Consider the following 26,098-nt stretch of genomic DNA (forward strand, 5'->3'; position numbering starts at 1 on the left):
AGATAGAGCCGGTGGGGCTGAAGCCCGTTACTTTCCCGACCTTTGCACCTTCAACCTCCACGCAACACCCCGCATATGGCCCAGGCCCGCCGCTCCGCCCCGTTCTACATGACCGCCACCACCCAGTTTGGGCTGGAAGAAATTCTGGCGGAAGAGCTGTATCAACTGGGTGCCAAAATCGAGAAGGTGGGCCAGCGGGCTGTAGAATTTATCGGCGACATGCAGCTGTGCTACGAGGCCAACCTGTGGTGCCGCACCGCCGTGCGCATCCTGCGTCCCTTCGCCGGCTTCTACGCCCCCGATGAAAAAGGCCTCTATCGTGAAGTAGGCCGCATCGACTGGGCCGACTACATTCAGCCCGACCAGACGTTTGCCATTACGGCCGTCGTCAACAAGTCCACCTTCGAGCACTCGTTGTTTGTGGCCCAGCTCACCAAGGATGCCATCGTGGACCAGTTCCGCAACCGCACCGGCAGCCGCCCCAGCGTGGACGTGAAGAACCCCGACGTGCGCCTGCACCTGCACATGCTCGACAACGAGGTGGTGCTCAGCCTCGATTCTTCGGGCGAGTCCTTGCACAAGCGCGGCTACCGCCAGCAAACCAACGTGGCCCCGCTCAACGAAGCCCTGGCCGCCGGCATCCTGCTGCTCGCCGACTGGGACGGCAAAAAGACCCTTGTAGACCCCATGTGCGGCTCCGGCACGCTGCTCACCGAGGCCGCCCTCATCAGCCAGCGCATTGCGCCGGGCCTCTACCACCAGGGCAAGTTTGGATTCGAGAACTGGGCTGACTTTGACAAGGCGCTTTGGGAATCGGTGCGCCTTGATGCCGAGCAGGCCCGCTTCGACGAGCCCCAGGCTATGCTCTACGGCTCCGACCTCTCGCCGGAGTTCATCGAGCTGGCCCGTGAAAACGTGGAAGCCGCCGGCCTCGAAGACTTCATCCGCTTCGCTGTGCGCGACGTGAAGGACGCCACCGCCCCCAAAGGCGAGCCAGGCATTGTGGTGATGAACCCGCCCTACGGCGAGCGAATCGGGGAGGAAGCCGAAATGGATGCCCTCTATAAAACCATCGGCGACACGCTCAAAACCGGCTTTCAGGGCTACGACGCCTTCATCTTCACCGGCAACCTGGAAGCGGCCAAGCGCGTGGGCCTGAAAACCTCGCGGCGCATTCCGCTCTATAACGGCCCCATCGACTGCCGCCTGCTGAAGTACGAACTATACCAGGGTAGCCGGAGAGCGAAAACGGACTTATAATCTCCGACATCAAAGATTAAAATGCGGTGCCGTCGCAGTTGTCAGGGCATTTGTCGTCTGTTTCTATCACTGTACATTCTATTGGCACGAGTTGCTTGCTGGTGTAGTTTGCGTCCATGTCTCTGTTTTTGCCGCTGGGGCCAATTTCCACCCCTACAATTATCATTCGGGGTTTATAAGGGGGAATTCTGTTTTTATATGCAGGATAGATGCGAATGCCGATACAGCCGGTTTGGGCTAGGATTTTGGCAATGGTATCCTTGGCAACGTAATAGATTTTGGGATCTTCTTCTGAAGGCCTTGTAGAGCCTGGAAAATGCACTGCTGCATAGTTCCGAGTTAAGTCCTTTAACTTAATTTTATCGGCTGGCTTACCAAATCCTCTGCCCCCCGGGTAGTCAGGGCGTATGGGCACTGCTGCCTGGGTGGTAGGTAATATAGTGGGTGGCTGAGAATCAGAAGCCTTAGATGTGGAAGGGTTAGAATTGCAACTTGCCAAGCAGAAAATTACTGGTAGCAAAGGAAGTGCAGCCACTGGGTAGATATATTTTCTCATTGTTGTTGGGAAATCTGGTGAGAATAGGTGCGGGATAGCCGCTATGGCTCGGACTTTATTGTATCGATAATTTAATAAATAATAAATAAATAATTATAAAAAGTGATAATCAATGAATATGCTGAATGATACTTGGGGTCATGCATAGGTGTCTGGTTAGCGCTACACTCCCTGCCATCTGAGGGGAGGCCCTTAGAACTGCGTACCTTTGCAGGCTAATTCCAAGTTTATGACCTCCTTTGCCGACCTCGGCCTCGCGCCCTTTCTGTTGCAAGCCCTCGAAGAGCTGCAGTTCACCCAGCCTACGCCCGTGCAGGAGCAGGTGCTGCCCCTCACGCTCGCCGGCCAGGACGTAGCCGGGCAGGCGCCCACCGGCTCCGGCAAAACCGCCGCCTACGGCCTTGGCCTGCTGCAACAGGTTGACGTAACAAACGACGCCGTGCAGATGCTGGTGCTGGTGCCCGCCCGCGAGCTGGCCCTGCAGGTGCGCGACGCCCTCAAGAAAATGGGTAAGTTTCTGCCCAACCTGCGCGTAGCGGCCTTCTACGGCGGCCACGCCTTCGGCGAGGAAAAGGCCTCCCTCACGCAGGCTCCGCACATCGTGGTAGCCACGCCCGGCCGTTTCCTCGACCACCTGGAGCGCCGCACCATCATCCCGAACCAGCTCAAAAGTCTCGTGCTCGATGAGGCCGATAAGCTGCTGGAGCTGGGCTTCCAGGACGAGCTGGTGGAGATTGTGAAGCGCCTGCCGCGCCGCCGCCAGACGTTGCTATTCTCGGCTACCATGTCGGATAAGGTGCTGGAGCTGATCCGTAAGAACCTCACCCGGCCCCGCGTGATAAACCTGGGCGAGGACGACGACCAACTGCCTGAGAACCTCACGCTGCTCGGCCACGTCGGCCCGATTGAGCTGAAGCCGGCGGCTTTGCTGCACATCCTGCGCCAGCCCGAAACCGGCCGCGCCCTCATCTTCTGCAACACCCGCGACCGGTGCATGGAGCTGGCCCGCTTCCTGCAGGGCCGCGAAGTGGCGGCCGAGGTGCTACACGGCAAAATGCCCCAGCCCGAGCGCGACAAAGCTCTGCTCAAGCTGCGCAACGGTTCCAGCCAGGTGCTGGTAGCCACCGACGTAGCCGCCCGTGGCCTCGACGTGACACTGCTTGACACCGTGGTACAATACGACGCCCCCGACAAAGCCGACGGCTTCCAGCACCGCGCCGGCCGCACGGCCCGCGCCGGCGCTGCCGGCACGGCCCACATCCTGGCTACCCCCAAAGAGCAGGACCACGTGAAAAAGTGGCCCATTGCCGAAAGCATCAAGTGGAGCCAAATGGTGGCACCCAAGCTGCCACCCGCTGCGCCCAAAGCGCCCAAGCCCGAAAACGTGACTCTGCACGTCACGGCCGGTAAGAAAGACAAAGTCAGTGCCCACGACCTGGTAGGGGCTTTCGTGAATGTGGGCGGCGTGGCCCGCGAGCAGGTCGGCCACATCGAGGTGTTCGACTACTACAGCTACGTGGCTGTGCCGCGCGGCCAGGTGCAGGACGTGGTGCAGCGCCTGCTGGGTGCTAAAGTGAAAGGCAAAAAAGTGCGCGTGACGGAAGTACGGTAGAACCAGTAAAAAACGGGTACACTCCAGAACGTCATTCCGAGCTTGCCGAGGAATCTCGCGTGCTGATGTCTGAATAGTATTTCAACCTCAGCACGCGAGATTCCTCGGCAAGCTCGGAATGACGTGCTATCTAGGCGCTATTATGCCCCACCAGCTCCTCTTTATTTGCAGCCAGAACCGCTGGCGTAGCCTCACAGCGGAGCGGCTCTTTGACGGGCATCCAACCTACGAAGCCCGCTCGGCCGGCACCGAGCCGGGGGCGCGGGTGCGCGTCACGGCCGGGCACCTGGGCTGGGCCGATGTGGTGTTTGTGATGGAGCGCAAGCACGCTGACATTCTACGGCAGAAATTCCAGGCGGAGTTGGCTGGCAAGCCACTGGTAGTGCTGCGCATCCCCGACAAATTTCAGTTCATGGACCACATCCTGCAGGACTTGTTGCGCGAGCGGCTGCGGGAGCACCTGCCGGAGTTGTAGCCTTCCGATTTCCTGTAGAGACGCGTATTCTTGTCTGGTTGCTGAACGGCCCGAACCGCGCCAGCTAAACAACATCCCCAACCAAAGGCCAGGGAGCTAACGACAAGACGCGAGTAGGGGCATACTTTTATAACCAAACGCTCTTCCGGCCGTTTAGCCGGCCATGCCTTACCTTATTTTTGCGGCCATTGTAGCCGTAGTGCTCTTCCTGTTTTACCGCTATCTTACCGCTGATTCGCGCCGGAAGGCCGCCGCATTAGCCGAAGACTTTTCCGAGGGATGGCGCCAGATTCTTGCGGAGCGAGTTGCCTTCTACGGTTCGCTCACGCCCGTGGAAAAAAGCCGGTTTGAAAAGCGCCTGCAGGTATTTCTGGCCCAGACGCGCATCACCGGCATCCAGACCGACATCGACGACACTACGCGGGTGCTGGTAGCCGCCTCGGCTGTAATTCCGGTATTTGGTTTCCCTGATTGGGAGTATGGCAACCTGAGCGAGGTGCTGGTAGTGCCTGATGCCTGGAAGGAACAGCAGGACCCCAACAAGGAAACTGCGCCGCTGGCTGGCACGCTGCTGGGCTCGGTGCGCAACTTCCAGACTTCGCACTACATGCACCTCTCGAAGGCCTCGCTGGAGCGTGGCTTTCAGGACTCGATGGACAAGCAGAACGTAGGCATTCATGAGTTTGCCCACCTGCTGGATGAGGCCGACGGCGTGATTGATGGCGTGCCCGCCACGGTATTTCCGGCGGCGCTACGCCCGGAGTGGGAGGCCGTTATGGCGCGCGAAATTGCCGCCATCCGGGCCGGCCATTCAGAAATCAACGACTACGCCGGCACCAACGAGGCCGAGTTCTTTGCCGTCGTGACGGAGTACTTCTTTGAGAAGCCGGAGAAGCTGCAAGAGCACCATCCGGAGCTGTACGGCCTGCTGCTGCTGGCTTTCCGCCAGAATCCAAAGAGCCGCTTTCAGCGCTGGCGCATCGACCCGCGGCAGTGGCTAAAGACCCTGCGCAGCCGCCGCAAATTCGGCCGCAACGACCCATGCCCCTGCGGCAGCGGCAAGAAATATAAAGAGTGCCACATGCAGCAACACGCAGCGCAGGCCGCGTAGCGGCGCATTCGGTTAAGAATGGCCTGCTTAGGCCTGAACTGGAGCGTTGTTTTATCTTCGTTCGATTTCCTGCTTTTCCAGCTCTATGAAACGCTACTTCCTGCCCACCCTTACAGCGGCGGCTTTGCTGACGGCCTGCGCGCCCACTGCCCAAACGCCCACCGCCACCGCGCCCACGGCTACGCCCGAGCCGGCCACCCAGCCCGCCGTGCCCCGTTGGGATGAGCGGGCTGAAACCTTCCTTACGGCTTATTCTACCGAATATCAGCGCCTCTACACCCAGGCCACAGAGGCCGAGTGGCGCTCCAATACCCGCATTGTGCCCGGCGACACCAGCAACGCCGGCGCCACGGCCCGCGCCAACGAGCGGATGGCGGCCTTCACGGGTTCGGCGACCAATATCAAGGAGCTCCGGGAATTACTTGACCACAAAGACCAGCTCACGGAGCTGCAGGTGAAGCAGCTGCAAACGGCCCTCTACAACGCCGCCAACTCGCCCCAGACCATTGCCGACGTAGTGAAGCGCCGCATCAAGGCCGAAGCCGCCCAAACCGAAAAACTCTACGGCTTCGACTACAAATACGCCGGCAAATCGGTGACGACCAATGACCTGGACGAGCTGCTGCGCAAGGAAAAGAATCCGCTCAAGCGCCAGCAGATCTGGGAAGCCAGCAAGGAAATCGGCCCTACACTCAAAGACGGCCTGCTGAATCTGCGCGACCTGCGCAACCAGACCGTGCAGGCCCTCGGCTACCCCGACTACTTCACTTACCAGGCCTCCGATTACGGCTTGAGCCGCGAGGAAATGCTGGCTTTGGTGCGCAAAATCAACACCGAGCTGCGGCCCCTGTACCGCGAACTGCACACCTACGCCCGCTACGAGCTGGCCAAAAAGTATGGCCAGAAGCAAGTTCCCGACTACCTGCCGGCTTCCTGGCTGCCCAACCGCTGGGGCCAGGACTGGAGCGCCATGGTGGACGTGAAGGGCCTCAACCTCGACCCCGTGCTAGCCAAGAAGGGCGCCGAGTGGCAGGTGAAGCAGGCCGAGCGGTTCTACCAGAGTCTGGGCTTTCCGGCCCTGCCGCCAGTGTTCTACGAGAAATCCAGCCTCTACCCGCTGCCGAAAGATGCGGCGTATAAGAAAAACAACCACGCCTCGGCCTGGCACATGGACCTCAACCAGGACGTGCGCAGTTTGATGAGTGTGGAAGGCAACACTGAGTGGTACGAAACCACCCACCACGAGCTGGGTCACATCTACTACTACCTCACCTACACCAACCCCGACGTGCCAGTGCTGTTGCGCGGCGGCGCCAACCGCGCCTACCACGAGGCCATGGGCAGTTTGATGGGGCTGGCGGCCACCCAGAAACCATTTCTAGCGGGCCTGGGCTTGGTAGATGCCAAGTCGAAAACCGACCAGACGCAGACGCTGCTCAAAGAAGCCCTCAACTATGCCACCTTCATTCCGTTTGCGTCGGGCGTGATGAGCGAGTGGGAAAACAGCTTCTACGCCGACAAGCTGCCCGCCGACCAGCTCAACGCGAAGTGGTGGGAGCTGGCCAAAAAGTATCAGGGCATTGTGCCGCCCACCCCGCGCGGCGAGCAGTACCTCGACCCGGCCACCAAAACCCACATCAACGACGACCCCGCGCAGTACTACGACTACGCCCTGAGCTACGTCATCCTGTTCCAGCTCCACGACCACATCAGCAAAAACATCCTCAAGCAGGACCCGCACGCCACCAACTACTACGGCAGCAAGGAAGTGGGCGCGTTTCTGGCTGACATCATGCGGCCCGGCGCCAGCAAAGACTGGCGTACCGTGCTGAAAGAGAAAACCGGCGAAGAACTTTCGGCCCGCGCCATGGTAAAATACTTCCAGCCCCTGATGGCCTACCTGAAAGAGCAGAACAAGGGCCGCAAATACACCATGTAGCCAGGAGCAGCAGCTGCCCGGCTATATTCGACAAGCTAAAACGGCGTTGGACTCAGTCCAACGCCGTTTTCTTAATAAGACAATGCACAGCGTCATTCTTATTGGCGCCACCTTTTCTATTGTCGAGAGAGTAAAATCCAGATTCTATGACTTTCCTTTCAAGCGCCATACGGCTGATGCTGGCCGCAGCCTTAGTTACGTGCTTTCCTCTGGCAGTATCCGCTCAAAATGCCGCCTCAGTTAGCAATGCCCTAACCATCGGACAGACGTTTACGCTGAACTCGCGGGTGCTCAGCGAAACGCGCCGTATCAACGTGTATCTGCCGGCCGGCTATGCCGAGCAGGGTACAGAACGGTTGCCGGTGCTGTACATGCCGGATGGTGGAATGGGAGAGGATTTTCTGCACGTAGCGGGCTTGATGCAGGTACTGATCGGCAATGGCACGATGCGGCCGTTTCTGCTGGTGGGCATCGAAAATACCGAGCGCCGCCGCGACCTGACCGGCCCTACTACCAATGAAAAAGACAAGAAGATAGCGCCTCGCGTAGGCGGCTCAGTGGCCTTTCGGCAGTTTCTGCGCACCGAACTGATGCCCGAAATCAAGCGCCGCTACCGCACTACCGACGAAAAGGCCATTGTGGGCGAGTCGTTGGCGGGGCTATTCGTGGTGGAAACCCTGTTTCTGGAACCCGACCTATTCGATACCTACCTAGCCTTCGACCCCAGCCTGTGGTGGAACAACGAACTGCTGGTGCAGCAGGTGCCAGCTCTGCTAGCCGCATATAAGGGAAGCCCTAAAACGCTGTTACTGGCCACCAGCAATGAGCCTGAAATTGTGGCCGGAACCGGCCGCCTGACCCGCGCCTTGCAAGCATCTGCCAACCAAGTCATCAGTTGGAACTACGTGCCCATGCCGCAGGAAACCCACCTGACTATCTATCACCCGGCCGCCCTCCACGCCTTCAGAGCCGTGTTCAAGCCCCGGCCGGCGGTGCCCGCTAAGTAGGCCCGGCGCTGACTAGGCTGCCTTGGACAAGTCTGCCATTCGCCGGTCCAATACTTTCGTCACGCTCTTGAGGCGGCGCTGCACTAAAGCCAGCACGTCCTCGTCGTCGAGGTCGATGCGGCCGTTGCGGGAAGTGAGGTAGCGGGCCAGAGCAGCGTTTTCGTCGAGGTTCTCAGCTAGTTCTTCCTGCGCGGCTTCCCAGACGGCGGGCTGCTGCGAGTTGAGATACTTTAGCCGCAGTTCAATTGTGCGGCTTACCAGTCCGGCCAACTCCGTCAACACCCCTGTTTCCACCGGCGACAGGCCGCGGGCTTCGCGCCCGATTACAGCCAGCATCCCGATGCGGGAGCCATCAGGCATGCGCAAGGCCGAGCCGGCGTAGAAGTTCAGCCCCAGGGCCTGCGCCACATCAGTGCTGATCAGGCTGCAACTCTGCGCCGAATAGTCGCCTGTTACCACAGGTGTATCCAACAGGATAGCGGCCGAGCACATACTGTCGCCGCGCACGAGGCCGGGTACGCCCTCGGCCCCGGTTAGAGCTTTGAAGTGCACATAGTCGTCATCTACCAGGGAAATCAGCGAAATGGGAGTGTTAAACAGCTGGGCCGACCACGCTACGTAGTCGTCAAAAATCGGCTCAGCAGTGGTATTTACAATCTGGTAATGATGGAGCGTCCGCAGGCGCGCCGCCTCATTTTCAGGAATCAAGGACTTTGGAAATTCTAGCGACATGCCGTAAGGTTAATAGTTGGCTTCACTGCCGGGCAGGTCGATGAGGATAAACTGGGCATCCTTGGTGGCTCGGATTTCCAGCACATGCTGGTCGGTGGCCCGGATCTGGTCATTGGCTCCAATGTCCACGCCATTAACGTAAAGTGTGCCTTCTTTTACGTAAAGGAAAGTGTTGCGAATAGGAAACGTCTTGAACGTAACCGTTTTATCTTCTCCCAGATTGCACCAGTATACAGTGCTGTTGGAATTCATATACACAACGTCTTCCAGCACTTTTTGGCCGGACACCAGTGGCACCAACTCGTTTTTTGTATCCAGAAAGTCGACGTCCTTCTGCTCATAGCTGGAGGCCAGCCCCTTTTGGTTAGGCAAAAACCACAGCTGATAGATGTGCGCTGCCTTATCGGTATCGTTGAGTTCGGAATGAGCCAGACCAGTGCCAGCTGTCATGCGCTGCACTTCTCCTTTTTTGATGGTTGCCTTATTGCCCATCGTATCCTGGTGAGTTAGCTCACCCTCTAATACCAGCGTCACGATTTCCATTTCCGAGTGTGGGTGCTGCGGAAAGCCTGATTTTCCCTGAATGGTATCGTCGTTGAAAACCCGCAACGGACCGAAGTGCACGTTCTGTGGATCATAATAATCGGCGAAGCTGAAGAGGAAGTAGCTGCTAAGCCATTGAACAGGGGCAGCGTGGTGGCGGTCTGTGGCTGGAATAATTTGAAGCATGGCGGGAGAAAACAGGTTGGTACATGCACGTACGCATCCCACTCCCGGGAAGTTGATATGTAGCCGTCAGGCGCTGGAGCTTAGGCTTTTAAAAAAATGAACCGGGCTTCCCTTATGGGAAGCCCGGTTCATTTTGTAGAGGTCACAGATGACAGCTGGCCAGCTTACACTTTTTTCATCGTTGAGACCTGCTGCTGCAAGTCCAGAACAATGCTAGCCAGACGGTTCAAGGAGAGGTCAGCAATCGGGAAGGTGCTGCTGATATAGGCTTTGGCTTCCCAGATTTCCACTACGTCTTCTACGTCAATCTCGTAAGGAGAGTAGACCGGGTTATCGGAGTGGAGGGCCAGCATGGCGCCTTCCTTAAGGCGGTTGAATACGCGCTTAAAGACGATGCCCTCTTTGCTGCTCACCACAATGCAGGGCGTACCATCCTTGAGGCTCATCCAGTCATCAATGTAGCGGCCCACAATAACGGTGCCGCTGGCAATGGGCAGCATGGAGTCGCCGGCAATTTCGAAGGCGCGGTAAGTACCGGTGGTGCCCAGCATGGGCAGACGAAACTTAGGCAGCTCCTCCAGATACTCCGGGTCGGCGTAGCCATTGAGGTAGCCGGCCGCTGCCTTCTGTGGTACCAGCTCAATATTTTCGTTCTGCTCTTTATCAACGGTAAGCGCCAGAATACGCAGGCTACCGCCGGGACGGGTAGGGGTAGTGCCAGGCGTACCGGACGCTTCCAGCTGACGGACAGCCGCTTTGGCGTTCTTTTTCTTGCTAAAGTCGGTAGTGACCAGCTGGTCGAGCGAAATGCCGAATAGCCGGGCCATATTGACCAGGGTTGTGAGCTTTGGTTCGGCACGGCCTTCCTCGTAGGCGCCTACCAAGGAACGCTTGATACCCAGTTTTTCGGCCATCTGGGCCTGCGTCAGGGCCAGTTCGCGCCGCCAGAATTTGAGGTTTGTGTTAATCATGTCGCAGGGGGAGCCAGGTAACAGGCTTCAACGGTAAAGAATAACCGGCTCACGAAGATACGAACCCATCTACGCGAATACTAATTCAATTAGCTGAAATTTTTAGCAAATTTTTTCTGTAACGCAAAGTGGCACTCCGCGCAGAAGCAAAGCGAGTAGTTGGCACCACGCCGCTGGCCCACGCGAAGGCATACTCGCTTCCTTCGTGCGCGGAGTGCCACTCCGCGCTACTGCGGCTACTCGCCCTTCAGCTTCTTGAAATACATCAAAGCCAGGCGCAGGCGAAAGTAGTCGTACTTCTCGCGCAGGTGGTCGAACAGGTCGCGTAGCAGGGGGCCGCCGCCAAGCTGCGCCTGCGCCGTCTGGATTTCGGCCAAGGCCTCCGGGGTGAGAAAGTCGCTGATGCGCAAGTCCTGGCCACTGGCGTAGCAGGTAGTTAGGTGAGTTTGTATGGTGGAGGCGGCTAGGCCGCGGCGCTCGGCAATGGCTTCCACGCTCAGCCCCATGCGGTGCAGCTGAAACGAGGTTTCGGCGGTACTGCCGGCTTCAGTGTTGGCTTCGCGCTTGCGGGCCAGGCGGGGCGCACCCGGGTCGTCGGGGTCGAGGCTGGCCAGCGGCAGCGCGTCCTCGTCCAGCTCAGCCAGGGCAGCGGGGTTGCCACCGTGTGCAAGCACCTCCCGAATAAACGCTTCGCCGTAGGTGTCGAACTTCTTCATGCCCACGCCCGAAATGCTCAGCATAGCCACCCGATTGATGGGGCGCTCCTGGGCCATTTCCTGCAGCGTGGCATCCGTGAAGATGACGTACGGCGGCACGCCCTGCTCGTCGGCGATGCGCTTGCGCAAGCTGCGCAGGGCTTCGAACAGCTGCGCTTCGCGGCTGGCGGGCGCGGCGGCTGCGGCCGCGGCTTTGCGGCCCCGGGTGGGTTTTTCGGCTTTCTCGGAAGGCTGGAATTTTTTGAGCGCCAACGGCCGCTGGCCCTGCAGCACCTCGCGGCCCAGGTCCGTGATTTTCAGCGCGTAGCCTTCTTCGTAAGCAATGTATAGCAAGCCATCATTCAGCATTTGATGAATGTAGCTGTACCAGTCGAGGTAGGGCAGGTCGGAGCCGGCGCCGTAGGTTTTGATCTGGTCGTAGCCACCCGACAGCACGGCTTGGTTGCGCATACCGCGCAGCACGTCAATCAGCAGGCCAATGCCGGCCCGCTCGCGCATACGCACCACCGCCGACAGCGCCTTCTGGGCAATGAGGCTGCCGTCGAAGGTAGTGGGTGGGTTGCGGCAGATGTCGCAGTTGCCGCAGTCGGTGGCCAGGGTTTCGCCGAAGTAGTTGAGCAGGATTTTGCGGCGGCAACTGGCGGCCTCGGCAAACTGCTGCATACGCTCCAGCTTGGTGAGGTTGAGCTGGGTGAGCTGCGGATTGTCCTTGGAAAGCATCTCGCGCAGCTGCATTACATCAGCGAAGCTATAGAACAGCACGGCCGTGGCCGGAGTGCCGTCGCGGCCGCCGCGCCCGATTTCCTGGTAGTAGCCCTCGATGTTCTTGGGCAGGTTGTAGTGAATCACCCAGCGCACATTGCTCTTGTCGATGCCCATGCCGAAGGCAATAGTGGCCACAATCACCTGCAGATCATCTTTCAGGAAGCCTTCCTGCACCACGCTGCGCTGGTTGGGCGTGAGGCCGGCGTGGTAGAAACCGGCCTTGATGCCCTTGGCCTGAATCTTCTGAGTGAGGGTTTCGCACTGCTTGCGCGAGAGGCAGTAGATGATGCCGGCCTCGCCGGGGTGGCGGCCCAGAAAGTCGAGGATGCCGCCTACGCGGTCCTGGCCGGGGCGCACAATCAGGTTGAGGTTGGGCCTATCGAAGCTGGAGAGGAACACCTGCGGCTCGCGCATGCGCAGCTGCAGCTGGATGTCGCGCTGGGTGAGGCGGTCGGCGGTAGCGGTGAGGGCAATGATGGGTACCTGCGGAAACTGCTCACGCAGCACCCGCAGCTGGGTGTACTCGGGCCGAAAATCGTGGCCCCAGGAACTGATACAGTGGGCTTCGTCGATGGCGAACATGCTGATGCGCATGCGCTTGAGAAACTGCAGAAACCCGTCGGAAAGCAGTTTCTCGGGCGAAACGTAGAGCAGCTTCATGTAGCCGTTGAGGCAGTCGCCGCAGATGGCGTTCTGTTCACTCTGGCCCACGCTGCTGTTGATGTAGGCCGCCGAAATGCCGTTGGCTTTCAGGGCTTCCACCTGGTCTTTCATCAGCGCAATCAGCGGCGATACTACCACGCATACACCTTCGCTAACGACGGCCGGAATCTGAAAGCACACCGACTTGCCACCGCCGGTGGGCATGAGCACCACCGTGTCGCGCCCGCCCAGAATGCTCTTGATAATGTCTTCCTGCATGGGCCGGAAGGTATCGTAGCCATAGTATTGCTTGAGGACCTTGCGGGCAGAGGCGAGCGTAGGGGCGAGGGGTTCGGTAGCGAATAACATCAGGCAAAAATACGACGCAGCAGAGGGACTTGAAGCTTGAAGGTAACCACATCAGGGCGGAAATGGTGCATGGCACCGGCCGAATCCTGCACGGCCATGCGAGATAGATATGCGTAAGACTACCCGTGCCAACGGCTCATCTCTCACCAATACACACTTGTTATGAATCAGTCAACGAATCAATTACCGTCCTCCATCGACAAGCAGATTCTACTCGATGCGCTCAACCGGTGCATAGCAGCCTGTGAGCATTGCGCTACTTTGTGCTTGGCCGAAGAGCACGTGCAGCATATGGCCGGCTGCATCCGCCTAGACCGGGACTGTGCCGACATTTGCGCCCTGACGGCTCGGCTGGTAGCCCGCGGTTCTGAGCATGCCAAGCACATTATGAAAGAGTGCATTGAAGTGTGCCAGCTATGCCAGAATGAATGCGCCAAGCATGAACACGAGCATTGCCAACAATGTGCTGCGGCCTGCATGGCTTGCGCCGACGCCTGCCGGGCCTATCTGGGATAAGAAGCCAAGCAAGCAAGCAAGCAAGGCGTCATCACAATGCTCTGTGGTGCCAACGTCGCTTCGCATTACGGATTGCCGTTCATAGCTAATGTGTATCGTAAGCTCTTTCAATCACGCCGGCAGGCAATCACGCCCGCAGGCTTGGCAGGAGTTGCGCTAGTTGCGTGCGTACTTGCTCCCGCTCGTAAACAGTAGGTAGTGTGCGATGCGCTGCTTCGCCTGCTAGCTCGGCTTGCTGGCGTAGGGCGGCCAGCCGCTCCGGGTCCCGCGTGCGCTGGCCCACCGTGGTCAGCACCGTGAGCAGGCGTTGGTACACGCCTACGTTGCCGTCGGCGCTGCTGCGAATCTGGTCGAAGGCGCTGGCCAGTAACTGCGCAAACGATGGACGAACGGCAATAACGCGCACCCGATTTTTGGCCACGCGAAGCGGACCAGGTAGGTGGCGGTCGGCTAGCTGGGCCAGTAGCGCCCCTAGGTGGTCGACGCAGATGATGGCCGTGGTGGTGTCGTTGATGCCCGGTGAGAGGGCCTTGAGGGCAATGTCCACAATCTGGCGTATGCCAAAGCCCGCATCCTGCTCAATGGTTCGGTAACGGCCGAGGCTGAATAAGCCATTGAGCTGCGTGGTCAGCTCCGAGCCTGGGGCGTCAGCCGGGCCGTCGTAGCTAGCCAGGGATACTAGTGTTGCCCCGCGGGCTATAAAGCCACCAATGCCATGCTCTAGGCGCACCACGCCACCCAGCGTGCGGGCCAGGGTCAGCAGGCTTTCCTCATCAATGCTCTGCACGTAGCCCATGGCCGTGGAAGGGACTGGCTGCCAATTGAGCTGGCCCGCCTGCCGGAGAAGGTCTTCGGCTTCGGCGGCGCTAGCCGGCTCTCCCAGTTCATCAGGAAATAGGCGCGTGATGGCCGTGGCGGTTTCGTCGGCGGCGTTGCGGATGATGTTGGCCGCCTGCATAGCGGAGGCCATGTGATGGATAAAGAAAATCAGTACCCCGATGCTTACTAGCGCCAGAATTAGCCCCATACCCACGGCCAGGGATGGAATAAATCGGCCTTCATCGCCGCCCCGAATGGTGCGTAGCACGATGAGGCAGTAAGCAAAAATGCTTACGAAAAACCCCAGCACCACTTGGTTGGCCCGGTCGCGCATGAAGTTGCGCAACACCCGCGAGGTGTACTGGCTCGACACCTGGGCCAGCGTGTTCAGCGTCAATGAGAAAATAAGGCCTGCTACCGTCACCATGGAGCCCGCAATGGCCGTGAGCATGCCCCGCGCTCCGTCGGCCCCAGCCCCGAACAGCAGCGGGTAGTTGTGCAGGCCGTCGTAGTGCATCCTCGACTCGGCAATTACCAGCCCGAAAGCCAGCACACTAGCGCCCGCTACCATCAGCGCGGGCACAAACCAGAGGCTGGCATTCAGGCTTTGCCACAAGGTTCGGAGGCGGTTCATAGGTGCAGGAAAATCTAGTGAGCGGAGCTCTCGGGGTGACCATCGGCAGGAGGAGCAGTGCTTAAGCCCAACTTTTTCACCAGTGGCCCGATGCTGAGGCCTTGCACGATGATGCTGAAAATCACCACCACGTAAGTCACGCCCACCAGCAGGTCGCGGGGCATGGACTCGGGCAACGATAGGGCCAAAGCCACCGAGATACCGCCCCGAAGTCCACCCCAGGTCAGCACCCGCAACATCTGACGGTCGAAGGGGTAGAAGCGCTTGAGCAGCACCAGCGGCACGCCCACCGACACCCAACGAGCCACCAGCACCAGCCCAATCGACACGCAACCCACCAGCAGTGTGGTGCGGCTGATGTCGAGCACCAGCATTTCCAGGCCGATGAGCACGAACAGCACTGCGTTGAGAATCTCATCCAGGATTTCCCAGAACTTGTCGAGGTACTCGCGCGTGATGTCCGACATGCCCAGGCTGCGGCCCTTGCTGCCCACAATCAGGCCCGCTACCACAATGGCCAGCGGCCCCGAGGTGTGCAGGCTGGTGGCCAGCGCCGTGCCGCCCATTACGAGGGCCAACGTAATCATCACCTCCACCTGGTAGTTGTCGATGGTGCGCAAAGCCCAGTAAGCTGCGTAGCCCAGTGCCGCGCCCAGCACGATTCCGCCCACCGCTTCCACCAGAAAAAGCTCGCCAATAACGGCTGGCGTGGCCTGCTCAGCCCCGAATTTGGCAATCTGAAACAGGCTGATGAACACCACCACGGCAATGCCGTCATTGAACAGCGACTCGCCCACAATCCGGATTTCCAAAGACTTATCAATACGGGCTTCCTTGAGAATGCCCAGCACGGCAATTGGGTCGGTGGGGGAGATGAGCACCCCAAACAGCAGGCAGTAGATGTAGTCGATAGGTTGTCCGAACAGCGGTAGTAGGTAGTAGAAGGCGGTGCCAATCAGCAATGTGGATAGCAGAATCCCGACCGTGGCCATCGTACCGATGGCCACGCCCTGCCGGCCCAGGGCCTGCACATCTACGTGCAGTGCCCCGGCAAACAGCAGAAAGCTTAGCATCACCTCCATGAGCACAGTGTGGAAATCGATACCGCGCACTAGCTCGCTGGCTTGCACCACCCACCCCACCCCCAGCTTACCTAGCCCAATGGCTCCCAAGGACGATACCAGCGCCAGAATCATTAGCCCGATGACGCCCGGTAGCTTCAGAAATCGATGGTTGAGGTAGCCGAAAATGGCGGCCACCACGATAAGCAGGGCCAGGGTATTGTATAATTCCATGGAAGAAGCTTGGTGCAGAAGAGTTCTGCTAGACGCGAATCGAGCGGCCAGGGTTCGGACCGTAGTGACGCCGTGGCCAAATTGTTGCCCAACCAAAAAGGTATCAGACCGAGCAACGGCGAACCAAATACCGCCCTATTCTACCACGTCTACCAGCTGGTAGCGCACCGCTGACTTCTTGGGCTTGATGTCGATATTGGCGTAGTGAGCGTAGGCTTTCGTAAAGCAGGCGCCGAAGTAGAAAATCATGGCTGAATAGAACACAAACAGCAGCACCAGCACAATGCTGGAAGCCGGCCCGTAGATGGGGCCCAGGTTGCGCGGCACCAGCAGATAGCCCAGCACAAATTCGCCCAAATCGATAAGCACGGCCGTGAGAGCGGCGCCGCGCAACACCGCCCGCCACGGCACCCGCGCGCTGCTTAGGTTACGGAACGTAACGGCAAACCATGCCGCCAGAATCAGTAGCGAAGTGAGCTGGTTGAAAAACTGAAACAGATAATAGCCGAAGCTGGCATCAAAGTCGCGCACGTAGTCGCCAAGAAAGGCCAGCACCGCATCCGTCAGGAACGCCAGCAACGACAATACGCCGGTGGCGAATAGCACGCCCAAGGAGCGGCTGCGCTCCTTCAGCACTTTGCCGAGGCGCCCACCGCTGCGCCGTGGCCGGATTTGCCAGAGTTGGTTCAGCGAGTTCTGAATAACGACGAATAGGGTGGTAGAGATAAACAGCAGGAAGCCAAATCCCAGCCACGTTACGAGGCGGCTACGTTCTACATTGGTTACGTTCTGCAGAATCTGCTCCACCAGTCCGGCTGCTGCCGCGCCCAGCAGATTGGAAAGCTTGCCGAGCAACATCACCCGTACTGTGGAGGCCGGATACAGGGAGCTGAGGCCCTGAATCAGAATAATGAAGATGGGTGGCAGGGCAAACGTGGTGAAAAACGCCGTGGCTGCTCCCAGGCGCAACGGGTCGTTGGCGCCCAGCTCGCGGGCCGCGCGGCGCAGCAAAATCAGGATATCGAGGAAGAGGCGGCGGCGGGCTGGCCCCGGCGCGTGTACTTTTGTCATCTGGCCGGCGTGCTGGTTGTGTGGCCGTAGGCCAGTGGGCAACGTACGAAGGTAGCGCCCTGTCCTGATTCGTGTACGTCTGTTTTTTGTTTGCCTGTGCCTGTTTCCAAGCTGCCTGATTCGTGTGAGCCTGTAGAGGTGTCGGCTGCCCCCGTCAGTTGGTGGCGCCGCCGCCTCGTGGGGCCAGTGCTGAACGTGCTCCGCCAGGGCCTCACTCCCGCGCAACTGTCGCTGACGGTAGCGCTGGGCGTAATCTTCGGGTTGGTGCCCACGCTGGGCGTCACCACCCTGATGTGCAGCATTGCCGCCGTGCGCCTGCGCCTGAATGTGGCTGCGCTGCTGCTGGTGAGTCACTTGCTGAGCCCGCTGCAGTTGCTGCTCATTATCCCGGCCATGCACGCTGGCGCCAAGCTGCTGGGCGGCAGCACCGGCCCCGAGCTGACACTGGAGCAGCTGCAGTACCTGTTCGGACACGACTGGCTGGCAGCGTTACACTTGCTCTGGCATGCCATGCTGGGGGCGCTGCTGCTCTGGGCGCTGGCCTCGGTGCCGGTGGGGCTGGCCCTGAATTTTGCGCTACGCCCGGTGTTCCGCCGCGTGCTGGCCAGGCAGCAGGGTGATGGAGAAAAAAACGAGTAAATAAAGGCGTCATGCAGAGGCGGAGCCGAAGCATCTCGCCAGAGTAGTAAATGATGCTACTACACCAGCGAGATGCTTCGGCTCCGCCTCTGCATGACGGCCTTACGGACCCAGGTTAGCTGCGCTTATAGAACGGCTCCTGCTGAGCGAAATACTGGTTGAGCGGCTCGTCGCTGGCGGGGTTGAGCAGCATCATATCCACGAACTGGAAGCCTTCGAGGCGGCCTTCAATCACGGGGCCCAGCTCCTGCAGAAACTCCGGGTTCTGGTCGGGGCTGTCGGCCTGGAAGGCTAGCAGCAGTCGCGGCGGTACGTCGCTGTTTTCAAGGCGCATCTCCGCCAGATAGGCTTGCGCTACAAACTCTTTGCTGGCGCAGAACTCACGCAGGGCTTCGAGCAGCACGGTGGGCTCGATGGAAGGCGGGCCCAGCTGTACGGGCACCTGGTCACCTTCAGCATTAGCAGGTAGGTTCACCAGGTCGGACACCAGCAGATCCTGAATTTCCTGGCTGGTGAGCAGCTTGCCAGCGGGCGAGAAGGGGTTGAGCACGCAGTTGGTGGCCTGCACCATCTGCAGCAGATCGAGGCCGCGCACGTGGAGGTAGGAAACCGAGCCGGGCGTTACGCCGCCCTCAAAAATGCGCTCGGCCGACGAAAACAGCGGAATATTGCCATCGTGCAGCACCTGCAGCTGGATTTCCATACCGGGCTCAATCTGTATTTCGCCGCCGGGCTGGCCTTCCTGGGGCAGCGTTACGGCGTACAGCTGCTCGTGCAGCAGCGCCTGGTAGAAGGCGGGGCGTAGGTTGGGCTCGTGCACGGCGCGCATCAGCAGCTCTTCCAGCACGTTGGTGGGCTGATACGGGAATTCCATCATCTGCTCGTCGCTGGCTTCGTCGGCGGGCATCATGGGCATCATCGGCATCATGGGGGCCGCGGGGGCTTCCTCTACAGGCAAGGTGTAGTTGGAGCCTTTGTAGCGCGGGCCGGCCGGGGCTGGGGCGGCAGCAGAATCGGCGGCGGGGGCAGCCGGCGAGGCCGATGGAGCGGAGAAGGTTTCCGGTGTTTCCGGCTTCTTTTTCAGAAAGTCAAACAGACCCATATCAATACGAAAGATGAAAGTGCAATCTACTCAGAAGTGGTGAGGTGGGGAAATAGTGAAGCCCGGAGTTTTGACTTTCATCGACGGAAATACCGCTGTCAGAGCGTAAGGCGCACTATATCACCACCTCAGCGCCGGCCGTCTACTGGCCGTCGGAACCATGGCAGGGCTGCAGCAGCTCCGATACCTCCCGCACCGTGTAAGGCTCGTTCTGGTTGCCCCAGTTGCGCTGCACGAAGTTGAGCAGGTTGGTGATCTGCGAGTCGGTGAGGTCCTCGTGGCCGGGCATCACCTGGTTGTAGTGGATGCCGTTCACCACCACGTCGCCCTTCATGCCGCGGCGGATCAGGCAGGGCAGGGCGGCGCGGTTGCGGGCCACGTAGTCGGAGGCGGCCACGGGCGGAATCAGGCGGCGCAACCCCTCGCCCTGCTCACCGTGGCAGCTGGAGCAGTGGTTTTGGTAGAGCGTGGCGCCTTCGTTCTGGCGGTTGGAAAAGCAGCCGGCCGTGGCCGTAGCCAGTACGGTGCCGGTAGCCAGCACCGCACTCAGGCGCAGCAAAGGCAGCAGCGGCTTCATTTAGCGGCCGTCTGGCGGGTTTCTGCTTCCTCTTTCAGCAAAATGGGCAGGTCCTTGATCAGCTGATCCACCTGGCTTTTTTCCATGCCATCATACACGCCCCGGATGCGGCGCTTGGAATCGACGAGGGCGAAGGTGCCGCTGTGCGCGTAGCCGCCCTGCACGGTGGAATCCTTCAGAGCGCCGGTCATATAGGCTTTGGCCAATGCAAACACCGTGTCGTGTGGGGCCGTGGCAAAGTGCCAGCGCGAGGCATCCTTGATGCCCAGGCGCTCGGCGTAGTCGCGCAGAACCGGAATGGAGTCGTGGGCCGGGTCGATGGTGTGGCTCAAAAACAGTACGTCGGGGTTGCCTTTGAACTGCTCGTACACGCGCAGCAGCTCGCTCTGCATTTTGGGGCAGATACTGGGGCAGGTGGCAAAAAAGAAATCCGTGACGTAGACTTTGCCGGCAAACGTCTGGTTGGTGATAACCTGGCCTTCTTGGTTGGTGAGCCGGAATGCCGGCACGGGGTCAGGCAGCGTGTCGGAGGGCGAAGTCGGCTCAGAGTATTTAAGCCCCTGGATGGGCAGGCGCTCCGGCTGGGTGGCTGCCGTATCGGGTGAGGAGCAGGCGAGGGGCAGCAGGGCGCTGGCGGCCAGCAGGCTGGCGGCTACGGCGCGGCCCAAGGAAAAACGCAGGTTCAAAGGCATCGGGTTAAGTCAAGAAGAAAAAGCCAAACCAAGTAGCGGAAGCTTGCGGTTACTTGGTCCTTAATACTAACCGGGCCGAGTCGAGGCTGGTTCGAAACAAACCGGCCACCGAATCCATGCGGTGCTGCTGGGCGGCGAAATAGGCCAGGCGCCGGCTGACGGCCACGGTGTCGGCAGGCTTCTGGTAGCGGTGCATCCAGTCTATCATGGCGGCATCGGCGGCGAGCAGAGCGCGGCGGTGGCGGCCGGCAGCCACAGTGTCGGGGCCGGGCGTTTTCTGCAGCTGCTGGCGCAGGGTGGTGAGCTGGTCCATCTGGGCCATCAGCTCGTCGTGCTTGGCCAGCACGGCTTTTTCGGCGGCTTCGGCCTGTTGCTCGTCGCTGTTCAGCGAGAGGCAGGAAGAAAGGCAGGCTACCACGGGCAGCACCAAGAATAAACGGAGGTTTTTCACGCCCGCAAAGGTAGCGTGTAAGCTGCTGTCATTGCGAGCAGCGCGAAGCAATCCTTCCTCTGCTTGCTCTAAATCTTCCTATGCAGAAAGCCCTCCGGCACCAGGTTAGCAACCTACTGTCAGAGGGCTTGTCTGTAAGGGGCGTTTGTCTCAGCGAAAGGATTGCTTCGCGCTGCTCGCAATGACAAATGGCCTACACCCATTGTTGGCTTTCGCCAAGGTGCCAGAGCCAGACGCCCGCGACCCACAAACCCCAGATCAGCAGGCCAAACAGCGCTATTAGGCCCAGCAGCGCCACCAGCAGCAGGCCTTTGCCGCTGCCCTGATGCTTGCCTTCCTGGTAGTGGGCGCGCAGCAGCCGCACGTTCCGGTCATTGGCTTTATAGGCGAAGTCGAAGATGGTGCCCAGGATGGGAATGGCGCCTATCAGCGTATCCAGCAGCACGTTGAGCACCATGCGAACCACCACCTGGCCGCTGGCGCCGTGGCGCATCATGGTGAGAATGAGCACGCCCGACACGGCCAACGACGGAATGCCGCCCACAATTGGGATGAAGCTCATGAGCGGGTCGAGGCCGAAGCGCCACTTGGTGCCGGGAACGCTAAACTGGCTGTCGAGCAGGTGCGAAATACGTTCCACCCAGCGCAGGCGCTCATCGTTTTCGAAGGGAGTGGCAGCGGTGGTGCGGGCCGGAGAGTAGCGGGAGGCAGTCATGGGGAAGAGGGTTTGGCGGTTAAACGCAACATAGGCCCGCGCAGGTTGTGCAGCCGAACCCAACCCTGCTGCCGGCCGGCCGTTGTGGTAAGCTCCAGTTACGTCTTAACCCCTACACTACCTCCGTTATGCAACACCGCACACTGGGCCGCTCCGGCCTTACCGTTTCTGCCCTGGGCCTCGGCTGCATGGGCATGTCGGATTTCTACGGCCAGCCCAACGATGCCGAAAGCATCCGGACGCTGCACCGCGCCACCGAGCTGGGCGTCACGTTTTTCGACACAGCCGATATGTACGGCCCTTACAAGAACGAGGAGCTGGTAGGCAAAGCCCTGAAAGACCGTCGCCAGCAGGTGGTCATTGCCACCAAATTCGGGATTCTGCGCGACCCAAGTGACCCCAGCAAGCGCGGCATCAGCGGCCGGCCCGAGTACGTGCGCCAGGCCTGCGACGACTCCCTGCGCCGCCTCGGTACCGACTACATCGACCTATACTACCAGCACCGCGTTGATCCGGCCACGCCGATTGAGGAAACCATTGGGGCCATGGCCGAGCTGGTGAAAGCCGGCAAGGTGCGCCACCTGGGCATGAGCGAAGCTGCCCCCGACACGCTGCGCCGCGCCAGCGCTGTACACCCGATTGCAGCCCTGCAAACCGAATACTCACTCTGGAGCCGCGACCCCGAGGACGGCGTGCTGCAAACCTGCCGCGAACTGGGCATCGGGTTTGTGCCTTATTCGCCGCTGGGCCGCGGCTTCCTCACCGGCCAGATTCAGCAGTTCGAAGATTTGGCGCCCGACGACTACCGCCGTTTCACGCCCCGCTTCCAGGGCGAAAATTTTCAGAAAAACCTGGACCTCGTGGCGCGCATCAACGAGCTGGCCACCCAGAAAAACTGCACGCCCGGCCAGCTGGCCCTCGCTTGGGTGCTGGCCCAAGGCGACGATGTAGTGCCCATTCCCGGTACCAAGCGCGTGGCGTATCTCGAAGAAAACCTGGGCGCCCTCGACGTGCAGCTGAGCGCTGATGAGCTAACCCAGCTCGATGCCATTGCACCTCGTGGAGCCGCCGCCGGCCCCCGCTACCCCGAGCAGATGATGAAGTCGGTAAACGGCTAACGAGCGGTCAGATAGAAAGACCGTCATGCCGAGGCGTAGCCAAAGCATCTCGCTAGTGTGGTAAATTCATTTATTACTACACTGGCTAGATGGTTCGGTTGCGCCTCTGCATGACGTTCTTGGTATGCGTATTAGCGCCGCATGGGCGGGAGCAGGTCAATCAGGCCATCCTCGCTGACCACCACAGCCAGGCAGGCGTAGCGGCTGCTTTCCACGTAGCGTAGGGCCGAGTTGTAGCGGGAGCCGCGGGAGGAGTCGCCTTTTTCAGTGGCGAGGCCGTCGAGGATGGCGCCGATGGCGTGGCAGGTGCCGTCGGGGGCCACAAACACGGCTCCGTCGATGTTGGTGACCAAACGCAGCACCGACGGCGTCATCAGGCGCGGAGCCACCCGGAAGCACTGCCGTGTGAGGCGCACGGCCTCTTGCGCGGCGCCCTCCGAGATTACCAGAATAGTACCGTTGGTTTGCTCGGTAGCCCGCTGAGTCAGCTCCCAGAGGTAAGAAACAGCGTCAGTGTCGAGGTACGGGAAGATGCGGACAATGGCGCGAGCGAAGTTTTCGGCATCGACGCGGCCTTGCGGCAGGCGCGGCGTGTTCGACACTACCTTCATCATCACCTGCTCGTTGTGGCTGAGCTCCCAGCTGTAGTGGCGCGTGAAATGCACAGTAAACAGCGGCTCATACGCGGGGTCTTCAGGTGATACAAGGTAACCCAAACCGAAAACATCGGTGGCATCGGAAACCAGGGCCGTATGGTCTTCACTAAGCTCCAGCAGCTTCCGGATGCGGCGGTGGTCGCGCAGTGGAATAGGGCTTTCCAGCGTGAGGACCGGCACAATGGCCGGATGATGACGGCGTGCCAGCAGCATCAGCCCCACACCTTCGTCGCCTTCGTGGCGCAGGGCTGCCACACCGTTGCAGGCATCGTAGAGGCCGTGAGTCCCGGCGGCGGCGCGCAACATAAAACTACGGCCCGCGGCCCGCAATACTTCATTGTAGTCTCGGTCCAGCACGGGCCGGTCATCATCGGTATCGGATTCGCGGAGGGCCCGGCTGCAGTCAAGCAGAAATTCCTGCACAGCAGCATGCACCAAAGAAGTAGGACGGTTGCCAGGCCCCGGAACCGGCAGCGAATAATAGGCTTGATAAGATTCAGCAGAAAGCTGCAGAATTACGACCACCTGATAACCGTAGAGGCTGACAGGCGGCGAGCAAAAGCTTAGGCGTTCTTCGCCGCGGCTGGCAGTCAGGTCGTGCAGGGTTTGCTCGGTGGCGCGGCGCAGCAGCTCATACCAGCGCAGCTTTTCGTATCGGTCGTGGTCAGCAGGGTGCAGGTGGTACACTACATCCCGTGGGCCATCGGGTTCCAGAGCAAAGGCGCGAGTTTTTACCCCGGCAAAATCAGCGGGGGTGTAGCGCAGCGTGGCTGGTTCCACCACCACGGCCTGAGGCGCATCAGTTTCTTTGGCTGAGGCAAGCCCCAGCAGGAACACTTCCGGTTTAAGCGTACGGTCGAGCAGATTGAAGATTCCCTCCGCAAAAAGCTGAGCTGAAACGCGAAAAAGGCTTTGGTGGTCCCACATAGATGGGAGCTGAGGGCTGGGCGAGGGTGGCAAAGAGGATGGGGCAGAAGAAGCAGATTGGCTAGATACGGGAAAAGAGCTTCCGAAGATAAGCCTACTACCCCGCAACTTGCCGCCGACGTGGCAACTTCCGGCCCCATGCGGGGTTGTGTAAGCAAGAAGCCCGCATTTTGCCTTGCAAGGCATGGCCGGAACCTGTATCTTAGAAAGTAGTTGCTACTGCCATGCTCGCCTACTTTGTCTTGTCCGGAATAGGGTTTCTGTGCGCCTTCTCGGTGCTGCCGCTGGTTACGGGCTACTGCGCCGTCAGCTATGGCTACTCGTTCTGGCGGTGGTTTGCGCTGGGCTGGGCGCTGCCGATTGTGTCGTTTTTTATTTTGGTGGCCCTGATTGCCCGCCGCCAGCTCAACCCTGGCGAGCGGCTGCTGGCTGAGGCTAAAGCTATTCTGGCCGAAGCCGAAGCTAAAGCAATTGTCAACGAGTAGGTAGTAGCGCGAACATTGTAGTTCGCGCTACTCCTACTTCATACACGCCAACCTGAACGTCCGTTATCCGCTATGCATGGCAACGCTGCGGGCCACCCAGGCGCCCGTGCTGAAGCAGCCCTGCAGCAGATAGCCGCCGGTGGGCGCTTCCCAGTCCAGCATTTCGCCGGCCACGTAGGTGCCGGGGCGGCGGCGCAGCATCAGGTGCTCATCCACTTCCTCCCACGCCACGCCGCCCGCCGTACTGATGGCCTCATCGAGGGGGCGCAGGGCATGTACGGGCAGCGGTACGGCGCGTAGCAGTTGGGTTAGCGCTTCCGGCGTGGCAGTATCTTCCGTTGAGGCGGTTTCGCGCAGCAGCGTCGGGATGGGGTTGCTGAGGCGCAGGGTCTGACGCAGGAAATCGGCGAGGGAGCGGCCGGCGCGGGGTTTTTGCAGCTTCTGCAGCAGCTGGGCATCGGAAAGGTCGGGCTTGAGGTCGAGCAGGAGCGGGGCCAAGCCACCCTGCGCCAGCGCCGCCCGCAAAGCCGGCGTGAGGGCGTACACGGGCGTGCCTTCAACGCCGTACTCAGTAAACATTATCTCGCCCCGCTCCATGTGGCTGCCGCAGCGCAGCGCAATGTTTTTAAGCGGTGTGCGGCCCACTTTCGCCCGGAAAAATTCCGACCACGCTACCTCGGCCCCGCAATTGGCCGGCGCAAATGGCACGCACTGCACCCCGATGGTTTGCAGCGCGGCTACCCATTGGCCGTCGGAGCCGGTTTTCTGCCAGCTGGCCCCGCCTAGTGCCAGTACGGTAGCGTCGGAGCTGATGCAGAGGGTTTCGTTGGTGGCTTCGTTGCGCAGCTGCAGGCTGGTTTCTCCCACGAAGCCCAGCCACCGGTGCCGCAAATGCAACACCACGCCCAACGCGCGTAGCCGCGCCACCCAGGCCCGCAGCAAATCGGCCGGCTTGTGCTGCTCCTGCGGAAACACCCGTCCGCTGGTGCCTACAAATGTGGCAATGCCCAGATCGTCGGCCCAACGGCGCAGGTCGGTGGGGGAGAAATGGGCCAGCAACTCCTGAAAAGCCGGGTGGCGGGCCCCGTAACGCGCGGCGAAACCGGCCGGCTCCTCGGAGTTGGTGAGGTTGAATCCGCCGTGGCCGGCCACTAGAAACTTGCGCCCTACGGTTGCCTGCGCCTCATACACAGCTACCTGGCAGCCAGCCTCCGCCAGCCGCTGGGCTGCCAGTAGCCCCGCCGGACCGCCCCCGATGATGGCAACGTGTTTCACTTGGTTGAGGTGATGGAGTGGTGAGGTGATGGGGTGATGAGGTTAGAGCGTCATTCCGAGCGTGCGAGGAATCTGACGTGCTGACATTGCCAAACTAACCTAATGGAACCGGTAGAGATGCTTCGACAAGCTTAGCATGACGTGCTTTTTCCAACAACGTCAGCACGCCAGATTCCTCGCACGCTCGGAATGACGGCCTTATATTATCACTTGTCACCTCACCACTGTAAAACCCAAAGGTA

Annotated in this window: 25 protein-coding genes; 10 read left to right on the top strand and 15 right to left on the bottom strand. The window is 60.0% G+C overall.

Annotated elements, in window-relative coordinates; all coding sequences use genetic code 11:
- The first annotated feature begins 42 nt into the window (after positions 1 to 42).
- The gene (locus H8B14_RS10815; protein ID WP_261989965.1) at positions 43 to 1,260 is read left to right on the top strand and encodes a THUMP domain-containing class I SAM-dependent RNA methyltransferase; all 1,218 of its coding nucleotides are present in this window, start codon (positions 43 to 45) and stop codon (positions 1,258 to 1,260) included.
- A gap of 16 nt (positions 1,261 to 1,276) precedes the next feature.
- Here H8B14_RS10815 and H8B14_RS10820 read toward each other — a convergent pair whose 3' ends face one another.
- Entirely contained in the window at positions 1,277 to 1,816 is a 540-nt protein-coding gene (locus H8B14_RS10820) for a hypothetical protein (RefSeq protein WP_187315649.1), read from the bottom strand.
- A 229-nt stretch (positions 1,817 to 2,045) separates the two neighbouring features.
- On the opposite strand from H8B14_RS10820, the gene H8B14_RS10825 reads away from it, so the two are divergent.
- From H8B14_RS10825 to H8B14_RS10845, 5 genes are all read left to right on the top strand, one after another.
- On the top strand, positions 2,046 to 3,428 hold the full coding sequence (locus H8B14_RS10825; protein ID WP_187315650.1) for a DEAD/DEAH box helicase: 1,383 nt from the start codon (positions 2,046 to 2,048) through the stop codon (positions 3,426 to 3,428).
- Positions 3,429 to 3,570: 142 nt separating this feature from the next.
- Positions 3,571 to 3,903 carry a low molecular weight protein tyrosine phosphatase family protein gene (locus H8B14_RS10830; RefSeq protein WP_187315651.1) on the top strand — a complete coding sequence of 111 codons (333 nt, stop codon included), beginning with the start codon at positions 3,571 to 3,573 and terminating at the stop codon, positions 3,901 to 3,903.
- A gap of 163 nt (positions 3,904 to 4,066) precedes the next feature.
- Positions 4,067 to 5,014 (top strand): M90 family metallopeptidase, encoded by a 948-nt coding sequence (locus H8B14_RS10835; RefSeq protein ID WP_187315652.1) that lies wholly within the window; start codon positions 4,067 to 4,069, stop codon positions 5,012 to 5,014.
- A gap of 85 nt (positions 5,015 to 5,099) precedes the next feature.
- Positions 5,100 to 6,953, top strand: coding sequence for a M2 family metallopeptidase (locus H8B14_RS10840; RefSeq protein WP_187315653.1), 1,854 nt, complete (start codon positions 5,100 to 5,102; stop codon positions 6,951 to 6,953).
- A gap of 146 nt (positions 6,954 to 7,099) precedes the next feature.
- Positions 7,100 to 7,960, top strand: coding sequence for an alpha/beta hydrolase (locus H8B14_RS10845; RefSeq protein ID WP_261989966.1), 861 nt, complete (start codon positions 7,100 to 7,102; stop codon positions 7,958 to 7,960).
- Between the two features lie 12 nt (positions 7,961 to 7,972).
- Here H8B14_RS10845 and H8B14_RS10850 read toward each other — a convergent pair whose 3' ends face one another.
- The 4 genes from H8B14_RS10850 to recQ all read right to left on the bottom strand — a co-directional run bounded on the left by H8B14_RS10850 (position 7,973) and on the right by recQ (position 12,884).
- Positions 7,973 to 8,692: a hypothetical protein gene (locus H8B14_RS10850; RefSeq protein WP_187315654.1), complete on the bottom strand. Its 720-nt coding sequence runs from the start codon at positions 8,690 to 8,692 to the stop codon at positions 7,973 to 7,975.
- A gap of 9 nt (positions 8,693 to 8,701) precedes the next feature.
- Entirely contained in the window at positions 8,702 to 9,421 is a 720-nt protein-coding gene (locus tag H8B14_RS10855) for a pirin family protein (RefSeq protein WP_187315655.1), read from the bottom strand.
- Between the two features lie 164 nt (positions 9,422 to 9,585).
- Positions 9,586 to 10,392 (bottom strand): LexA family transcriptional regulator, encoded by an 807-nt coding sequence (locus tag H8B14_RS10860; protein WP_187315656.1) that lies wholly within the window; start codon positions 10,390 to 10,392, stop codon positions 9,586 to 9,588.
- A gap of 236 nt (positions 10,393 to 10,628) precedes the next feature.
- Entirely contained in the window at positions 10,629 to 12,884 is a 2,256-nt protein-coding gene (gene recQ / locus H8B14_RS10865) for a DNA helicase RecQ (protein ID WP_187315657.1), read from the bottom strand.
- A 162-nt stretch (positions 12,885 to 13,046) separates the two neighbouring features.
- Between recQ and H8B14_RS10870 the strand changes: the two genes are divergently transcribed.
- Positions 13,047 to 13,400, top strand: coding sequence for a four-helix bundle copper-binding protein (locus H8B14_RS10870; protein WP_187315658.1), 354 nt, complete (start codon positions 13,047 to 13,049; stop codon positions 13,398 to 13,400).
- 127 nt (positions 13,401 to 13,527) lie between these two features.
- Here the strand turns inward: H8B14_RS10870 and H8B14_RS10875 are convergent, their stop codons facing one another.
- From H8B14_RS10875 to H8B14_RS10885, 3 genes are all read right to left on the bottom strand, one after another.
- Complete coding sequence (locus H8B14_RS10875) at positions 13,528 to 14,853, bottom strand: DUF2254 domain-containing protein (RefSeq protein WP_187315659.1); 1,326 nt, start codon at positions 14,851 to 14,853, stop codon at positions 13,528 to 13,530.
- Between the two features lie 14 nt (positions 14,854 to 14,867).
- Positions 14,868 to 16,148 carry a cation:proton antiporter gene (locus tag H8B14_RS10880; RefSeq protein ID WP_187315660.1) on the bottom strand — a complete coding sequence of 427 codons (1,281 nt, stop codon included), beginning with the start codon at positions 16,146 to 16,148 and terminating at the stop codon, positions 14,868 to 14,870.
- A gap of 135 nt (positions 16,149 to 16,283) precedes the next feature.
- Positions 16,284 to 17,261, bottom strand: coding sequence for a YihY/virulence factor BrkB family protein (locus H8B14_RS10885; RefSeq protein ID WP_187315661.1), 978 nt, complete (start codon positions 17,259 to 17,261; stop codon positions 16,284 to 16,286).
- Positions 17,262 to 17,315: 54 nt separating this feature from the next.
- Between H8B14_RS10885 and H8B14_RS10890 the strand changes: the two genes are divergently transcribed.
- Positions 17,316 to 17,858 (top strand): DUF2062 domain-containing protein, encoded by a 543-nt coding sequence (locus H8B14_RS10890; protein ID WP_187315662.1) that lies wholly within the window; start codon positions 17,316 to 17,318, stop codon positions 17,856 to 17,858.
- Between the two features lie 115 nt (positions 17,859 to 17,973).
- Here the strand turns inward: H8B14_RS10890 and H8B14_RS10895 are convergent, their stop codons facing one another.
- From H8B14_RS10895 to H8B14_RS10915, 5 genes are all read right to left on the bottom strand, one after another.
- Complete coding sequence (locus H8B14_RS10895; protein ID WP_187315663.1) at positions 17,974 to 18,960, bottom strand: enhanced serine sensitivity protein SseB C-terminal domain-containing protein; 987 nt, start codon at positions 18,958 to 18,960, stop codon at positions 17,974 to 17,976.
- A 142-nt stretch (positions 18,961 to 19,102) separates the two neighbouring features.
- Positions 19,103 to 19,537, bottom strand: a complete 435-nt coding sequence (locus H8B14_RS10900; RefSeq protein WP_187315664.1) for a c-type cytochrome — start codon at positions 19,535 to 19,537, stop codon at positions 19,103 to 19,105.
- The gene (locus tag H8B14_RS10905; protein WP_261989968.1) at positions 19,534 to 20,223 is read right to left on the bottom strand and encodes an SCO family protein; all 690 of its coding nucleotides are present in this window, start codon (positions 20,221 to 20,223) and stop codon (positions 19,534 to 19,536) included. The genes H8B14_RS10900 and H8B14_RS10905 overlap by 4 nt, the downstream gene beginning before the upstream one ends.
- Positions 20,224 to 20,278: 55 nt before the next feature.
- Entirely contained in the window at positions 20,279 to 20,680 is a 402-nt protein-coding gene (locus H8B14_RS10910) for a hypothetical protein (protein WP_187315666.1), read from the bottom strand.
- A 193-nt stretch (positions 20,681 to 20,873) separates the two neighbouring features.
- Positions 20,874 to 21,395 carry a DUF4112 domain-containing protein gene (locus H8B14_RS10915; protein ID WP_187315667.1) on the bottom strand — a complete coding sequence of 174 codons (522 nt, stop codon included), beginning with the start codon at positions 21,393 to 21,395 and terminating at the stop codon, positions 20,874 to 20,876.
- A gap of 128 nt (positions 21,396 to 21,523) precedes the next feature.
- On the opposite strand from H8B14_RS10915, the gene H8B14_RS10920 reads away from it, so the two are divergent.
- Positions 21,524 to 22,513, top strand: a complete 990-nt coding sequence (locus tag H8B14_RS10920) for an aldo/keto reductase (RefSeq protein WP_187315668.1) — start codon at positions 21,524 to 21,526, stop codon at positions 22,511 to 22,513.
- 131 nt (positions 22,514 to 22,644) lie between these two features.
- Here H8B14_RS10920 and H8B14_RS10925 read toward each other — a convergent pair whose 3' ends face one another.
- Positions 22,645 to 24,096: a diadenylate cyclase gene (locus H8B14_RS10925; protein WP_187315669.1), complete on the bottom strand. Its 1,452-nt coding sequence runs from the start codon at positions 24,094 to 24,096 to the stop codon at positions 22,645 to 22,647.
- Positions 24,097 to 24,320: 224 nt separating this feature from the next.
- Here H8B14_RS10925 and H8B14_RS10930 point away from each other — a divergent pair, with 224 nt between their 5' ends.
- The gene (locus H8B14_RS10930) at positions 24,321 to 24,581 is read left to right on the top strand and encodes a hypothetical protein (RefSeq protein ID WP_187315670.1); all 261 of its coding nucleotides are present in this window, start codon (positions 24,321 to 24,323) and stop codon (positions 24,579 to 24,581) included.
- A gap of 63 nt (positions 24,582 to 24,644) precedes the next feature.
- On the opposite strand, the gene H8B14_RS10935 is transcribed toward H8B14_RS10930, so the two are convergent.
- Complete coding sequence (locus H8B14_RS10935; RefSeq protein WP_187315671.1) at positions 24,645 to 25,856, bottom strand: BaiN/RdsA family NAD(P)/FAD-dependent oxidoreductase; 1,212 nt, start codon at positions 25,854 to 25,856, stop codon at positions 24,645 to 24,647.
- Between the last annotated feature and the right edge of the window lie 242 nt (positions 25,857 to 26,098).

It is taken from the genome of Hymenobacter puniceus, assembly GCF_014333525.1.
Taxonomy (GTDB): domain Bacteria; phylum Bacteroidota; class Bacteroidia; order Cytophagales; family Hymenobacteraceae; genus Hymenobacter.

Coding starts and splice junctions, on each gene's coding strand:
- H8B14_RS10830 (WP_187315651.1), top strand. CDS start 3,571: ATGCCCCACCAGCTCCTCTTTATTTGCAGCCAGAACCGCTGGCGTAGC.
- H8B14_RS10920 (WP_187315668.1), top strand. CDS start 21,524: ATGCAACACCGCACACTGGGCCGCTCCGGCCTTACCGTTTCTGCCCTG.
- H8B14_RS10820 (WP_187315649.1), bottom strand. CDS start 1,816: ATGAGAAAATATATCTACCCAGTGGCTGCACTTCCTTTGCTACCAGTA.
- H8B14_RS10835 (WP_187315652.1), top strand. CDS start 4,067: ATGCCTTACCTTATTTTTGCGGCCATTGTAGCCGTAGTGCTCTTCCTG.
- H8B14_RS10855 (WP_187315655.1), bottom strand. CDS start 9,421: ATGCTTCAAATTATTCCAGCCACAGACCGCCACCACGCTGCCCCTGTT.
- H8B14_RS10840 (WP_187315653.1), top strand. CDS start 5,100: ATGAAACGCTACTTCCTGCCCACCCTTACAGCGGCGGCTTTGCTGACG.
- H8B14_RS10880 (WP_187315660.1), bottom strand. CDS start 16,148: ATGGAATTATACAATACCCTGGCCCTGCTTATCGTGGTGGCCGCCATT.
- H8B14_RS10930 (WP_187315670.1), top strand. CDS start 24,321: ATGCTCGCCTACTTTGTCTTGTCCGGAATAGGGTTTCTGTGCGCCTTC.
- H8B14_RS10925 (WP_187315669.1), bottom strand. CDS start 24,096: ATGTGGGACCACCAAAGCCTTTTTCGCGTTTCAGCTCAGCTTTTTGCG.
- H8B14_RS10915 (WP_187315667.1), bottom strand. CDS start 21,395: ATGACTGCCTCCCGCTACTCTCCGGCCCGCACCACCGCTGCCACTCCC.
- H8B14_RS10875 (WP_187315659.1), bottom strand. CDS start 14,853: ATGAACCGCCTCCGAACCTTGTGGCAAAGCCTGAATGCCAGCCTCTGG.
- H8B14_RS10825 (WP_187315650.1), top strand. CDS start 2,046: ATGACCTCCTTTGCCGACCTCGGCCTCGCGCCCTTTCTGTTGCAAGCC.
- H8B14_RS10895 (WP_187315663.1), bottom strand. CDS start 18,960: ATGGGTCTGTTTGACTTTCTGAAAAAGAAGCCGGAAACACCGGAAACC.
- H8B14_RS10850 (WP_187315654.1), bottom strand. CDS start 8,692: ATGTCGCTAGAATTTCCAAAGTCCTTGATTCCTGAAAATGAGGCGGCG.
- H8B14_RS10900 (WP_187315664.1), bottom strand. CDS start 19,537: ATGAAGCCGCTGCTGCCTTTGCTGCGCCTGAGTGCGGTGCTGGCTACC.
- H8B14_RS10845 (WP_261989966.1), top strand. CDS start 7,100: ATGACTTTCCTTTCAAGCGCCATACGGCTGATGCTGGCCGCAGCCTTA.
- H8B14_RS10870 (WP_187315658.1), top strand. CDS start 13,047: ATGAATCAGTCAACGAATCAATTACCGTCCTCCATCGACAAGCAGATT.
- H8B14_RS10860 (WP_187315656.1), bottom strand. CDS start 10,392: ATGATTAACACAAACCTCAAATTCTGGCGGCGCGAACTGGCCCTGACG.
- recQ (WP_187315657.1), bottom strand. CDS start 12,884: ATGTTATTCGCTACCGAACCCCTCGCCCCTACGCTCGCCTCTGCCCGC.